Here is a 13,267-nt window from a genome sequence, read left to right as displayed (position 1 = left end):
ATTGCGCCGCAAGCTGCCTCCGCCGCGTGAAGAGTGCGAGAAGCCGTTGCAGTTGCTCACGCGGATGGCAGCCTGCAGGTCAGTCAGGCGGTAATTGTAGCCGAGTTCAGGATAGCTCTCGTAGATCACCTGTTTCGAGCCGTGCCGTTGGCCGCCTAGCATGCATGACCTTGTCTCCTGCTGCTCGGGGGTAGGGTCACGCGTGATCCGAGTACTAAGCGACGTTTGCAATCCGACGTAGGCGCAGGCTTGAACGCAGCGCCGATCGCCCGGGAGAGTCTCAGTATAGCCCTATCCACGCCGTATTCTGGACATGAAGGTTAGCATTATATTACCAGACGAAATTTCTGGTTGTATAAGCCGAGTTTCGTTAAGACGATAAAATATCATTTATCGTCGATGGGTATCCTTAGTGATACTTATAGTGAATTCATATTTTAACTGGAGAAGCACATGAATCACATGAAGTGGATGAATTCTGAAAATGGAATACTGGGGGAACACTCGGAATGGTTGAACAACTTACGCGCGAGGGCGGAGACAGCCGCGTCGAGTCGGACATCGACCGTGACGGCCGAGGCTCCCACTTCCGCCGCTTCCGCGCCGACGGAGACAGCCGCGTCGAGCCCGAAATCGACCGTGACGGCCGAGGCTCCCACTTCCGCCGCTTCCGCGCCGACGGAGACAGCCGCGTCGAGCCCGACATCGACCGTGACGGCCGAGGCTCCCACTTCCGCCGCTTCCGCGCCGACGGCACCCACGCAGCCGGCGCAGGGTCTTACCCACACCACCACACCGATCCAATCGGAGTACGATGGCCAGGTGATTGAAAATCTTGACATCTACGTCACCAACGGGGACGCGGTCACGATTACGCACGACAATGTCATCCTGCGCAATGTTCGTATTCATCACGCCGAAGGCGACGGGGTGTCGGTATCGGGCGCAACCGGCGTCACCATCGAGAACACCGAGGTCATCAACGCCGACCCGCCGGCGGGAATCGACGCCGAGACGAGCCCGGACATCATCAACATCAGGGCAGAAAACGCCGCGAACCTGACCGTTCAAAACACCACGGTGCGGGAAGGCTCGACCGGTATCTATCTCGTGGACTCGCCCGGTGCGAATCTCTCGCACGTCGATGGCTACGACTTCCATGGCCCCTTCCCGCGCGGTCAGTTCGTCCAGTTCAACAACTCGGGCAATAGTTCGCTGACCGACTTCTATGCTGTCAACGACGCCGCCAACTCGCATCCTGAGGACATCGTCTCGGTCTATGGCAGCCCGAATACGACGATCTCTAACGGGGTGATCGACGGTAACAACTCCGTGACCGGCGTCGGCGTGATGTTCGAGAACGGATCGACCGGCGGCAGGGTGCAGAACGTTGACGCCATCCATCAGGGCAATGGCGCGTTCTCGTCCTACGCGAGCGATGTGACCTTCGACGATACGAGGTCGTTCGACGGTATCAACGCCGACCAAGGCCGCGGGGCTTCCTCGTCGAATGGACTGATCTGGAATGTCAGCTCCGGCGGGGTCAGCGTCCTGAACTCGAGCTACACCAACCCAGGCAATCCCGACAACATCATTTGGGACAAGTCAAAGGCGGTCGTAGCCGACGTGCACGAGGATGCCGCCGCCACCCCAATGGCACACGTCGATAACCAGTTCGCCTGGGACTACGCAGTCTGAACAGGTGGCGCAACCGGCTGCAGCAGACGGTTGCGCCACACTTCAGCACGGTGTGATGGGGCAGGGCTCGCGCTCGGACCAACTCGGCGGGTGGTTCCGTCGGGGGATTTTTGCATGAGACCTCGCCTGCCCTGCCGCCTTCCTCGCTCGTGAACAGAGGCCTGAAGATGGCCAGGTTAGAGCGCCCTGCGACCGCTTCACTGGATTCGGATAATAGATGACAAATTTCTCCTTGCACGTGCCCTCGCCGCTGGCGGTGGCCTTGCGCGAGATCCGTCCGGGCCTCTGCGCGGCCGGCGGGCTCTCGCTCTTCATCAATCTTCTCATGTTCGTGTCTCCGCTCTACACGATGCAAATTTATGATCGCGTCCTAACGAGCCGTAATGCCGATACGCTCGTCATTATTTCGGTGATCGTTGGCGTGTTGCTGATGACCTATGGGACCCTCGAACATTATCGGGCTCGTATCCTCCAGCAGGCTGGCGTGCGGTTCGACCGGCTCTTGTCTGGTCCCGCCTTCGAGGCGGCGCTTTCCTCGGCGCTGCGTGCCCGCGGATCGAATCATGCACAGACCCTGCGCGATCTCGACCTCATGCGCGACATTCTTTCGGGCGGCGTCATCATGGCGCTGATGGACGCGCCCTGGGCTCCGATCTACATCGTGATCTGCTTCCTACTTCACCCGTTGATCGGCCTTGTGGCCCTCGTCGGCGCGGTGGCGATAGTGACGATCGCACTCGTAAATGAGCGAGCGACGAAGGGCTTGCTCTTGCGAGCCTCGCTCACGAACACTCGCGCGATCGACAGGCTGGGCTCCTCGCTGCGCAATGCAGAGGCAATTCGGGGGCTCGGGATGGGGCCCGCTATCCGGTCACGGTGCACCGGAATCCGCGAGGAAGCGCTAGGTTACTCCGTCAGCGCGGGCGAGCGCGGCGGCACACTTCTTGCGTTATCCAAGTTTCTGCGCATGGCCATTCAAACGGCCATGATGGGCATCGGTGCGTACCTGGCTATTAACCAGGAAATCTCCGGGGGCGTCCTGTTTGCGGCGTCGCTTATCATGGGTCGGGCGCTTGCCCCTATTGAGATCATGGTGGCGCAATGGAAAAGTATCGTGTCCGCGCGCAGCGCCCATGCGCGCCTGGAACGCATATTCGAGGAGAACCCGCCCATTGCCGGACGCGTGCGTCTGCCTGACGTCAGGGGTGCGGTTTCCGTCGAGAACCTTTTCGTCCTCGCCCCCGGTACGAACACGCCGGTCGTCATGGGCGCGACGTTCACGCTGAAAGCGGGAGAGGTCGTCGCCCTCGTTGGTTTATCGGGCTCGGGCAAATCCTCGCTCGCGCGTGCGCTTGTGGGTGCGTCGCCGCCGGCGCAAGGATGCGTGCGACTCGATGGCAACGATTTGCGCCATTACGATCCGGACCAACTCGGCACCGCGCTCGGCTACCTGCCCCAGGATATTGAGCTGTTCTCCGGTTCCGTGCGCGACAACATTGCGCGCTTCCGAGCTGACGCGGTCGATGCGCAGGTGACCGAGGCGGCAACACTCGCCTCTGCGCACGAGATGATCCAGCGCCTCCCCAAAGGGTATATGACCGACATCGGGGAGGATGGAGTCGGACTGTCGGGTGGGCAGCGGCAGCGGGTCGGTCTCGCGCGCGCCCTGTTTGGCGAGCCGAGCTTCGTCGTGCTCGATGAGCCTGATGCCAATTTGGACAGCGATGGCAATCGCGCACTGATCCGGGCAATCGAAGGGTTGCGGAGAGATGGAAAGACCGTTGTGATCGTGACCCACAGGCCGAACCTCCTGTCGGCGGTGGATCGAATGATCGTCATGCAGGAAGGACGAATAGCGCAGATGGGCAGTCGTGACCAGTTGCTGCCGTCGCTCGTCGGCCCGAACGTAGCGCCGGCACCGCGGCGGCCCGTCTGGGATGGAGGGCGCGCCGGACCGCCGGCGTCAGATCCAGCGCACTCTCTCCTCCGCCGGACACGCGTCGATGCATAACGAGTCGAAACCAATGATGATGCCTGACACCTCGAAAAGGACGGCAATCATAGCACGGGTTCGCGGGCTCCCGATGCGGGCGGCCCGCTCGACCCCTGCCCCCGCTTGTACAAGCGCGGTGGGGCCGACACTTTCCGCGCTCTTGCGTGCAGGACGCGTGACTCGAGCTAGCCTCCCGCAGATTTTCGCGCCGTTAGATCTTGCCGGCTCAGACCACAAGCCGGCGCACGCAAACCTCTCCGGCGACTGGCGCAAGCCCGCGCGGATGGGCTTTGGCATCGTCGTGCTGACCTTCGGCATCCTCGGCGGGTGGGCCTCTCTGGCCAGCCTCGACAGCGCGGTGATCGCTTCGGGTACAGTTGTGGTCGAAACCGACCGCAAGGCGGTTCAGCACCTTGCGGGCGGTATCGTGCGCGACATTCTCGTCTCGCCCAACGCACATGTGACCGAGGGTGAGGTGCTCGTGCGCCTTGATCTCACCGAGGCGCAGGCGCAGGGCGAAATCGCGAGGTCCGCTGTCTTCTCGCTGCTTGCCGAGAAGGCACGGCTGCAGGCGGAATTGGACGGAGCCGAAATGGTCACTTTCCCGCGCGAACTTACGCTAGGGAGCGCCCCCCTCGCCCAGCGCGCGATGGAAGACCAGTTGCGACTGTTCAACAAGCGCCGCTTGGCCCGTACGAACGAGGTTCCCATTTTGCAGGAGCGCATCGCCCAGTCCGAACGGAAGATCGAGGCCATGCAATCCCAAAGCGAGGCTGTCCGTTTGCAGATCGAGAGTATCACAGAAGAGCACGATATGCTGGCGCCCTTAGCCCATAAGGGCATCATTCTGGGCACGCGGCTGACCGCGCTCAAACGGCAGCAGGCCGATCTCCAAGGTCAGCTTGGTGCCTTCCTTGCCGAAATAGCGGGCGAGCGCCACACTATCGGCGAGGCGCGACTCCAGATCGAGCAAGTCGGGCGCGAGGCCATCGAAGAGGTCTCGGCACAGTTTGCCGAGATCAGTGCCAAGCTTACCGACGCCGGCGAAAAGCTGCACGTTGCAGATGACGTGCTCAACCGCACCGAAATACGCGCACCGCGGTCCGGGCGCGTTGTCGGCTTTAAGGTACACACGATAGGAGCCGTGGTTCGCCCCGGCGAAACCTTGATGGAGATCGTCCCTGATGACGACACTCTGATCGTCTCGGCGAAGATGTCGCCGGTCGACATCAACAATGTTGCCGAGGGCCTTCCTGCCGAGATCCGACTGCCTTCGTTCAAGGCTCGCTCGACGCCGGTCGCGATCGGCGAGGTGCAGACCGTTGCCGCAGACGCGCTCCATGACGAAGTGACGCGTGAGCCCTACTACGAGTTGAAAGTTTCCGTGCAGGTCTCTCAATTCCCCGAACAGGTCCGCGAGAAACTTAGGCCCGGCATGCCGGCGGAGGTGATCGTTGCGACCGGCGAGACGACCGTGCTGTCCTACTTGACGCAACCTCTGACGGACGCGTTCCGTCTCGGCATGCGCGAAAACTGAGCCTTTGCCGGGCTGCTGCCATTCTGCGATCGACCCTTCCTGAGACGGGATCAGGGTAGACCGCAGAGACGCGGCAATTATGGCAGGATCGATGACCGCTGGCGCAAAGATCGGGCCAAGCGCGCTTCCGTTTCCGCGGCCGCCTCCAACCGATTCAGGCGTTCCGGACTACGCGTCATCTATGGTCGGCCAGAGCGACCAAAGGAACATTCTAGCGCTTGCGGCCAGGAGGACCAGAGTGGATGCCTTTCTTGCCGCCCCATCCATGTCCGGGACGTGCGCCATGCGATGCGGCAATAGCTTGCGAGTTCAAGCTCGTGCCAAGCAACAGAGCAATGGATGGAGGTGTTACAACAGCAAAACGCCCGGCATTCTTTAGAAATTCGCGACGTGCCTGTTCTTCCGGGACAAGTTTATCTGTCTTTCCCTTGGAATATTTCCCTCTCTTCATCAACGTACTCCAGACTTATAATAACAGCTCTAACCAAATAAGCTATCATATGCGACTCGTGAAGACATACGCGCCGTCAAGATACAATTCAGGAATTTAAGTATTACTACATTTTTGACCCGAGATCGCCGTCAAGGAGGATGGTAGTGGCGCGGCGTCCAAAGTCGAGCGGATTGCGTCCGCCCAAGCCATCGCCATGTAAGAGTCGCCACATACCCCACAGCGAATTGCCGACCAGGCGCAATGGAACGCCGAGGACGGGATGGTACAAGGGGAAGACACGCCGCCAGTGTTGAAAGCGAACCAATGGGCGCCGCACATATTGCGCCGGTGCTCTGACGCCAAAGAAGTGACTCAATGCCAGGAGTTGAGTATCGAACGCGTTCCGCGCGCTCTGGTCAGGCAAGGATGTTCGGAGCACCGCCCAATCCAGCTTATGCTGTTCCGCCAACCGTGCCAGATCATAAAGGTGGCGAAAGTCGGTCCTTCCGCGCCAGTAGTCCGCCTCCTTGATGAGATCATGCATGATCCAGTGGAGGGCCCGCGACTGTGGGGCGGGGATTTTCGTCCTAAGGCCGTGACGGCGGGCAAGCCTCGGGGACTCGCGGTCAATCTCCCGGTACGGCCGGAGCTCCAGGAGACCGACGTCTTGTGGGCGTCCCATGCCGTCGCAAGAGAACGCCGCTTCGGCATAGCCAAGCTTGGCTAGGCAAGCGCGGGCAGCTTCTACTGTGTTCGTTTCCACAGCCAGGTCGAGATCGTTCATCATCCTGTCGGGAATCCTGCCGCTCGACGAAAGGAACAAGGGAGCGGCCCCTTTGAGCAGGACCGGAACGATGCCCCACTGATTGAGGGCAGCAACGGCTTCATTCAGCTGCCTGCGCAAGCGCAAATTGCGTTGCCGGTTGCAGCGGTAAATGAACTGAAGATACTCGCCCACGTCTTCGGGGAGCCGGTCAAGCTGGCCCGTACGCGCAAGAGCGGCGAACAAGGCGGGCGTAAGCAGAGTATGATTGGCGAGTGCAATCACCGCCTGCCAGTCGGCCGTTAGCACCAGGCGGCCGCTAAGTCCCGCGATCAGGGCCTCGAGCGCATTCCTGGTGGGCTTCATCGGCACGCCGCCTTCAGCAGTTCCAACGCGTCATCCAGTTTGGCATAGGTCAGGCAAAAGCCCTGTGCCGATCGGATGACTTGGCAAAGAACGTCAAACGCAGTGCTGCTTAGCTCCTTGTTCCGCGCAAAGGCGCCGTTCAGCAGGCCACCCAGGATGTCGGTCGGCTCAATCACCCGCAGGGAAGGTTTGGCATCCTGCGTCCGACAGAGCATGACCACCCAGCCCACGGGCCGGGGAACGGGAGGGACATGATCCTTAGGCAGAAGAAAACGCACGCGCCTGTGATCGGGGCGCCGGTAAACCGGAGACCTGCCGAGTTCGGGGAAATGTTCTTCCAGAATGGGCCATGATCCCGATTTGACTGCAGGCGCAAAAGCAAGGCCGATACCCTGTCCGGCCGAGTCGAGAAGTATCACATCGTCTGCCGCGAAGCCAAACCCCGCGTGGACCAGCGCTAAGGTCAGGGTCGTCTTGCCCGAGCCAGGGCCGCCGCAAAGGAGGAGCGTGCGGTCGTTCTTGAACAGGGCCGCCGCATGGAGGGCGAGTTCATATTCACTGTGCTCAAGCACTTCGGCCAGCAGTTGCCCTTTGACCATAATGGGTATCTCGTCGCGACCGCAGGAATCAGTCCAGTGGCCATCCCGGAACAGGTGGATCCGCTCCCCGCGCTCAACCAGATGGAATAGAACGTCGACGGTCCTGTTTCGAACCTCGAGATGCTGCAGTACGGTCGCGGCCGGAAAGGCGCCGGCGGCCGGATACAGTATGCGCGCACACACGCCTGGAACAGCAACGACCTGGCAGAGATATTGATGAACTGCGGTTGGGGACGGCGGTGGAGCAGGCTGGATTAAGCCGAGCCGTTCCCAGTCTCGAAGGGCAGCCTCGACATAGCCATAGGCCTCTTGCCTATCAACGCCACGGGCTGCCATCTCGCCCAAAATAGCCTCGACCGGCGCGCCTTCTTGAAGCGAGCGCCAGATATCCGCCGCAGTGTCATTGAGCGCAAAAACTGCCCCCTGTGTCGAGCTGAGCAGGATATTTTGCCCTTTGATGCATGCAAGCCGACCTTGGGGAACTAACCTCCCCGCAGCATACTCGACAAGGGGAGGCCCCGCAGTTCGGTCAGTGGTCCGGGTTTGTTGCGGACTCACAGAAGCCGTCATCCTCGTTTGTCTGGGCGTGGAGATCGTTCGATTCGAGTGGAACTCACGATCAGAGAGACACGATCTTCGTCAATCGCCCGAGTCATAGCATTCCTCTCCGCTCCCATAGCGGTACCTTGCCAAACGCCGTTGCCGTGCGGCCACTTTTGCTTGAAGTCGCAGGTTATGCATTGAGCGGTCGCTGTGTTTCGCCCTGATCATCGCTTGCATTCAGATGTTCTGTAACAGCTATTCTGTAACAGCGCCTTTGGTAGTAGAGCCGCATCTCATGGTGTCGAGCCTCATCCAAAGTGGTATTCAACTGATAGCGTCGAAGAAGAGGTTCGCTTTTTCCGAGTGTGTCGCTTGGCAGTTAATTGATGGGGTCGTCTGCCAGCCGCCCCGCCACTCCTTGCAATCAATCGCTTGCCACACAAAATCGCCTCCAGCGGCCTCGGACCGGCAAAGTTGAGCTAGAAGGCGTTTCGCCCCGTCCAGATGCGGGGGATGGTCAGAAGCAGGATCTTTACGTCGAGCCAGACCGACCAGTTGTTGACGTACCACATATCGTGTTCGACACGCTTGATCATCATGTAGACATGCGGCGTCGCGCCGCGGCAGCCATTTATTTGTGCCCAGCCGGTGATCCCCGGCTTCACCTTGTGCCGAGCCGGATAGAGAGAAATGATCTGGCTGTATTCGCTGTCATGCGCCAGCGCGTGCGGCCGCGGGCCTATCAACGACATGTCGCCCTTCAGCACGTTCCACAGCTGCGGAACCTCGTCGATACTGAACCTTCTCAGTATGCGCCCAACGCGGGTGACGCGGGGATCGCCCCTGCAGGCTTGAGGGACAACAGGCCCGTCCTCCAGGATCGTCATCGTTCGGAACTTATAGATCTTGAACGTGCGGCCATTGAATCCAGCCCGACGCTGACAGAAGAGCACCGGCCTCCCGCATTCGAGCGCAATCAGCCCCGCTACAACGGCCAGAAGGGGCAGAAGAAATGGAAGGGCGGCAGTGGTCAGCACAACGTCGAAGAGCCGCTTCGTAAGCAGCTGAGGCGCCGTTAGGGGCGCGCGTTGCAGTTCTATCGCCCTCGTCCCCCCCAGGTTGACGACAGGTCGCTTCAAGAGCGCGCTAACGACGTGGTCCGGAAGGAGCCTTACAGGTACCGGAACCACACAAAGGTGAGCCGTGATTTTCTCAATCAGGGATATGTCAGCCCAACTGACAGCAAGGACTATCTCGTCGACAGAACGCCGACGCACATGTTCAATGAGGTTATCCATACACCCAAGGAGCGAGCCCTCGCTGGATGCCGCCGGCAATGTAATCGTTTGGCAGACGTCGCATCCGGAAGCCTCGATTGCCTGGACTACGCCACTTGGCACGCGCACGTCCGATTGCGTTACGATCACTACTTGCGGTTTGGCAAGCATGTCCGACCTGGTCAAGGAGGCAACCAGTCGTCCGGCGCCCAAGCGCACGAAGATGATGCCGCCAACTCCCGTCACGAAGAACAGCATGACGGCTTGGCGCGAAAACATGTCTCCCACCTTGAGTGCAAGCGCCACAACCGACAGGCAAAGAAAGACCGCCGTCCAGATCAGCACGACCTCCTTGATCTGAGAGGCCAGCGACCGCGGCTCGGAACTCAGATATAGCCCGCGCGCATATGCGGAAGTCGAAAAAAGGGCGGCTACAACAACACCGAGCCCGAAGTTCCGGCCGTACTCGCCGAAATGTCCGAAACTCACAAGATCATATACCATTCCCGAGACGATGCTGAGCAGCACGACGGACATTGCCTCGAGAAGCGGAAACGACTGCAGAAGAACATTGCCCTTGAGGTTCCACCGCGGCGCGTTTGACGTGACGCCCGCACGGGGGTCTTCATGAAGAAGTGCCATGACGTTCACCTGCGTTCAAAGCCGCATCGATCCACCAATGTCGTGACGACCGCCCCCTCCTCGGCTGAAAACCGCCGAAATGCCCAGCGTGACTGCATCCGCCGCCTGCGGTCATTGCCCTTCACGCGAAGTTCGATTGCCGTGGGCTGCGGTAGCACTCGGTTCTTGGAGTTGAGAGAATGGCAGCGACACTGTGCGAATCCAATTCGGCATAAGCTCTAACTCCAAAGGGCAGAGCCGGCGGACACACGACCTTCTCCTTGCCCGCTTCCCGCGCCTGCTAGCTCTTCGGAGTAGCTCGAAATGAAATGCTCTCGCGCGCAGCACTGGAGCGGCGGACGCTCCGACGGAAGCAACCGGTTCGGAACTGCCGCTCTTCTCATTGTTTGAGCACCGAACCCGAAACCGGTTCCCACTTTCGGGCCTGATCGTCTAGGCGAGCGCCATCGCATCGGCGGCGATCTGTCGCAGCAGGGACTTGCGAATATGGAGTCGCGGCAGCGGCTCCATTCCGATCGTGGCAAGGATGTGCTCCCAACGGTAAACCCAATCGTGCATCTCTAGGCAACGGACCGCGCTTGTCCGGCGCAACAATTCCGTGCGGCGGGGGTTTGCGTCGAGTTCGCCAATTACGTCTGCGATACTGCTCGAGTCTGGTGATACCTCGATCACCGCGTCTTGCCAGTCAAAGTGCTCGCCGAATTCGGCGCATTGCGGCGCGGTCCCAAGCATGACGGCGCCGCCCGCGGCCCCTTCGAAGAGACGGGCAGGCAGCACCTGCTCGCCAGCGACCGTGACGGACTTGGAGTTTGCAAGTGCCGCTGGACTGAATGCCATGAAATAGCGCGCGCGCCTGATGATATTGGCGAGCAGCAACCGATGCTCATGCCAGTCCCTGACCCGGGAATCTGTGCTTGCGAGCGTGTCGTAGAGATAGAAGAAGTCCCGGTCTTGGGCTCGGTTCAGAAGCTGCCGGTGTATTTTCGCGGCTCGGTTGCCGTACGAGTATACGTCGACCACGCGTTTGACCGGGGCCAGATACGGCGTTGAAATAAGGCCGTCGACACCCGTGGCAAGAAAGGAACAGGGCGTGCGGGTGTATTGAGGCAGGCGCGGTAGGCACGCGCTGTGCAACAGGAACACGTGGTCGAACTGGTCCAGGAGCTTCAGATATTGGCGGTCCTGTTCGAGCGTGCTCGACCAGAGTTCGAACAGATACGCGACAGCAACCTTGCAGCGGCCGCGCCAGTCGTGGATCCGAGACAATTCTACAAGACTTTGCGGGCTCCAGGCGACGAAGAAGAAAAGGTCATAGTCTTGCGTGAGCTGAGCATGCTCCATGGTTGGCGCGTTCCTCAAGCCTAGCCCTTTCCGAACCGCATTCGTCAGTCGGTTGAAGTCACGCTGGACGTTGTGAGGGTCGTGCTTTGGCAAGATGGCGTGAAAGTGTCTCGTCAGGTAGTTGTCGAGGCCGGGGGCGATAAGATCGGCGTCCTCGCATTCCGCAACAATGCGGCAGAACTCATACGCCAACGCAAAGTGTGCTCGGTCCTTCGCATTGAATTCAGAGGCAACCAGCGTACGTCTCTTCAAGGAATTCTCCCGGCAGTTGTCGTTCAGGTTTTCGGCTACCCCGCTGCAGCCCGCCACGGCGGCTTGTCGCGCTCCAGTGCCGGGAGGGGTTGCCGGCCAAGGATCATGTCTGCCGCCTTTTCCGCGATCATAAAGACAGCGGCCGAGGTGTTGGCCGAGGGAACGGCGGGCATGATGGAAGCATCAGCGACCCGCAGGCCCTCGAGGCCGTGGACCCGCAACTGGTCGTCCACGACAGATGCTGCACTGTCCAATGGGCCCATTCGGCACGATCCGCACAAATGATAGGTGGTCAGCCCGATTTCGCGGGCGAACTGAAGACGGTCAGCGTCGTCCGTTATCTTCGGGCCGGGAAGCTCTTCCGTGCAGTTGTAGCGCCTTAGCTCGGGGGCGCGAAACAGCTGCTGGACAGTCTTCATGCCATCGACGACGACCTGTCGGTCCTGATCATCGGCGAGGTAGTTGGGCTGGACGAGCGGAGCTCGAAACGGATCGGCCGAGACGGCCCGCACGTGTCCGATGCTCTTCGGCCGCAACTGATAGTATCCAAGCTTGATGACAGGAAACCGCCGCGCGCGGTGGTCAGTATAATTGCCCAATGCAAGTTCAAGCTGGATATTGGGGGTGGAGTGAATATCCCGCGAGTTGAGGTACCCGTAGACGAGCGACGGGCCGACGGCGAGAAAGTTCGGGCGACCCAGCATCCATTTGGCCGCCTCGCGCAGGAGGGTGACGCCGTGTCCGCTGACCGTTTCAATGCCCTCTACCCGGGCGATCAGGTGGACCGCATAGTGGTCCTGGACATTTGCACCGACACCGGACAAATCGTGCACGACCGGAATCCCGAGCTCGCAGAGCATACGCGCGGCACCCACGCCGGACTGCTGCAGCAGCTTTGGTGAGTTCGCGGCTCCGGCGCAGAGGATCACCTCGCTACGGGCCTTCACCTCGCTCATGGGATGACCCGGCCCTCGTGCATACCGAACGCCGATGGCCCGCCTTCCCTCGAACAGGACGGCAGTGGCCTGCGCTTTCGTGCGGACCTCCAGGTTCTTCTTTTTGGCTATCGGCCGCAGGAAAGCCCGCGCAGCGCTCACGCGCCATCCCTTGTCGATATAGCGCTGATAGTAGCCCACGCCGGCCTGGCTCGCCGCATTGTAGTCGGGATTGCGCGGGACGCCGGCATTGAGCGCGGCCTCGATGAATGCATCACAAAGCGGATGTCGCCAATCGCAGTCTGTAACCGGAAGTAGCCCGTCTGTCCCGCGGTAGAAGGGATCGCATTCCCCAATCCTGCGCTCGCTTCTCTTGAAATAGGGCAGCAAGTCGGCGTAGCGCCAGCCTCGATTGCCCTGGCGGGCCCACTCGTCGAAGTCCGCGGCGGCGCCACGGTTGTAGATCATCCCGTTAATTGCGGTCGAACCACCCAGTGTCTTGCCCTGCGGCATCGGAATAGAGCGATTGGCGGTCCCCGGGCTCGGCTCCGTTTCGAACTGCCAGGCATATTTCGGATTCGAGCATGTCTTGTAGAGTCCCGCGGGAATGTGCAGAAGGATGCTGCTGTCGGATGGCCCCGCCTCGAGCAGGCAGACCGTATTGGTGCCATCAGCCGCCAGACGATTGGCCAACACGCAGCCTGCCGCCCCGGCTCCGATGATCACATAGTCAAAGACATCCGCCTCAACCGACATCGCTTCGCGCTCAGCTTATCGCCAGCTTCAGAGAATGGCAGGGAATCCGGCAGATGGCACTTTGCCCATCGGGATTAAGCCTTATGAAGGCTTTCGCGGCGGGCTGAATAGAGAGATGGTGTGCGGAATGCT

10 protein-coding genes and 1 pseudogene are annotated in these 13,267 nt (G+C 60.4%); 3 read left to right on the top strand and 8 right to left on the bottom strand.

Going from position 1 to position 13,267, the window contains the following annotated elements:
* Position 1: 1 nt before the first annotated feature.
* Together AC0L2M_RS06840 and AC0L2M_RS06835 are read right to left on the bottom strand one after the other, a co-directional pair.
* Positions 2-147, bottom strand: a pseudogene (locus tag AC0L2M_RS06840) (DegT/DnrJ/EryC1/StrS family aminotransferase); the annotation flags it as partial.
* 311 nt (positions 148-458) lie between these two features.
* Complete coding sequence (locus AC0L2M_RS06835; protein WP_473534421.1) at positions 459-842, bottom strand: hypothetical protein; 384 nt, start codon at positions 840-842, stop codon at positions 459-461.
* Here AC0L2M_RS06835 and AC0L2M_RS06830 point away from each other — a divergent pair.
* The 3 genes from AC0L2M_RS06830 (at position 823) to AC0L2M_RS06820 (ending at position 5,228) form a co-directional block, all read left to right on the top strand.
* A complete protein-coding gene (locus AC0L2M_RS06830; RefSeq protein WP_473534420.1) occupies positions 823-1,698 on the top strand; it encodes a right-handed parallel beta-helix repeat-containing protein in 876 nt (291 codons plus the stop codon). The genes AC0L2M_RS06835 and AC0L2M_RS06830 overlap by 20 nt on opposite strands.
* Positions 1,699-1,915: 217 nt before the next feature.
* Entirely contained in the window at positions 1,916-3,709 is a 1,794-nt protein-coding gene (locus AC0L2M_RS06825) for a type I secretion system permease/ATPase (RefSeq protein WP_473534419.1), read from the top strand.
* Between the two features lie 73 nt (positions 3,710-3,782).
* Positions 3,783-5,228, top strand: coding sequence for an HlyD family type I secretion periplasmic adaptor subunit (locus AC0L2M_RS06820; protein ID WP_473534418.1), 1,446 nt, complete (start codon positions 3,783-3,785; stop codon positions 5,226-5,228).
* Positions 5,229-5,439: 211 nt separating this feature from the next.
* Here AC0L2M_RS06820 and AC0L2M_RS06815 read toward each other — a convergent pair whose 3' ends face one another.
* The 6 genes from AC0L2M_RS06815 to AC0L2M_RS06790 all read right to left on the bottom strand — a co-directional run bounded on the left by AC0L2M_RS06815 (position 5,440) and on the right by AC0L2M_RS06790 (position 13,135).
* Positions 5,440-5,679, bottom strand: a complete 240-nt coding sequence (locus AC0L2M_RS06815) for a hypothetical protein (protein WP_473534417.1) — start codon at positions 5,677-5,679, stop codon at positions 5,440-5,442.
* Positions 5,680-5,785: 106 nt separating this feature from the next.
* Complete coding sequence (locus AC0L2M_RS06810) at positions 5,786-6,790, bottom strand: nucleotidyltransferase family protein (protein ID WP_473534416.1); 1,005 nt, start codon at positions 6,788-6,790, stop codon at positions 5,786-5,788.
* Positions 6,787-7,959 (bottom strand): PqqD family peptide modification chaperone, encoded by a 1,173-nt coding sequence (locus AC0L2M_RS06805; RefSeq protein ID WP_473534415.1) that lies wholly within the window; start codon positions 7,957-7,959, stop codon positions 6,787-6,789. Before AC0L2M_RS06805 ends, AC0L2M_RS06810 begins: the two co-directional genes overlap by 4 nt.
* Positions 7,960-8,411: 452 nt before the next feature.
* Positions 8,412-9,851: an exopolysaccharide biosynthesis polyprenyl glycosylphosphotransferase gene (locus tag AC0L2M_RS06800; protein ID WP_473534414.1), complete on the bottom strand. Its 1,440-nt coding sequence runs from the start codon at positions 9,849-9,851 to the stop codon at positions 8,412-8,414.
* Positions 9,852-10,283: 432 nt separating this feature from the next.
* Complete coding sequence (locus AC0L2M_RS06795; protein WP_473534413.1) at positions 10,284-11,444, bottom strand: glycosyltransferase; 1,161 nt, start codon at positions 11,442-11,444, stop codon at positions 10,284-10,286.
* A 35-nt stretch (positions 11,445-11,479) separates the two neighbouring features.
* Positions 11,480-13,135, bottom strand: coding sequence for a GMC family oxidoreductase (locus AC0L2M_RS06790; protein WP_473534412.1), 1,656 nt, complete (start codon positions 13,133-13,135; stop codon positions 11,480-11,482).
* Positions 13,136-13,267: the final 132 nt, after the last annotated feature.

The sequence above is a fragment of the Mesorhizobium sp. WSM4806 genome, from assembly GCF_055811635.1.
The sequence above is the reverse complement of the archived record's forward strand: the minus strand, read 5'-3'. Positions and strand labels throughout refer to the sequence as shown.

What these genes read in the sequence shown, in the direction of transcription:
- AC0L2M_RS06820 (WP_473534418.1), top strand. Translation starts at nt 3,783, where the DNA reads ATGCGGGCGGCCCGCTCGACCCCTGCCCCCGCTTGTACAAGCGCGGTG.
- AC0L2M_RS06790 (WP_473534412.1), bottom strand. Translation starts at nt 13,135, where the DNA reads ATGTCGGTTGAGGCGGATGTCTTTGACTATGTGATCATCGGAGCCGGG.
- AC0L2M_RS06825 (WP_473534419.1), top strand. Translation starts at nt 1,916, where the DNA reads ATGACAAATTTCTCCTTGCACGTGCCCTCGCCGCTGGCGGTGGCCTTG.
- AC0L2M_RS06800 (WP_473534414.1), bottom strand. Translation starts at nt 9,851, where the DNA reads ATGGCACTTCTTCATGAAGACCCCCGTGCGGGCGTCACGTCAAACGCG.
- AC0L2M_RS06805 (WP_473534415.1), bottom strand. Translation starts at nt 7,959, where the DNA reads ATGACGGCTTCTGTGAGTCCGCAACAAACCCGGACCACTGACCGAACT.
- AC0L2M_RS06815 (WP_473534417.1), bottom strand. Translation starts at nt 5,679, where the DNA reads ATGAAGAGAGGGAAATATTCCAAGGGAAAGACAGATAAACTTGTCCCG.
- AC0L2M_RS06810 (WP_473534416.1), bottom strand. Translation starts at nt 6,790, where the DNA reads ATGAAGCCCACCAGGAATGCGCTCGAGGCCCTGATCGCGGGACTTAGC.
- AC0L2M_RS06835 (WP_473534421.1), bottom strand. Translation starts at nt 842, where the DNA reads ATGTCAAGATTTTCAATCACCTGGCCATCGTACTCCGATTGGATCGGT.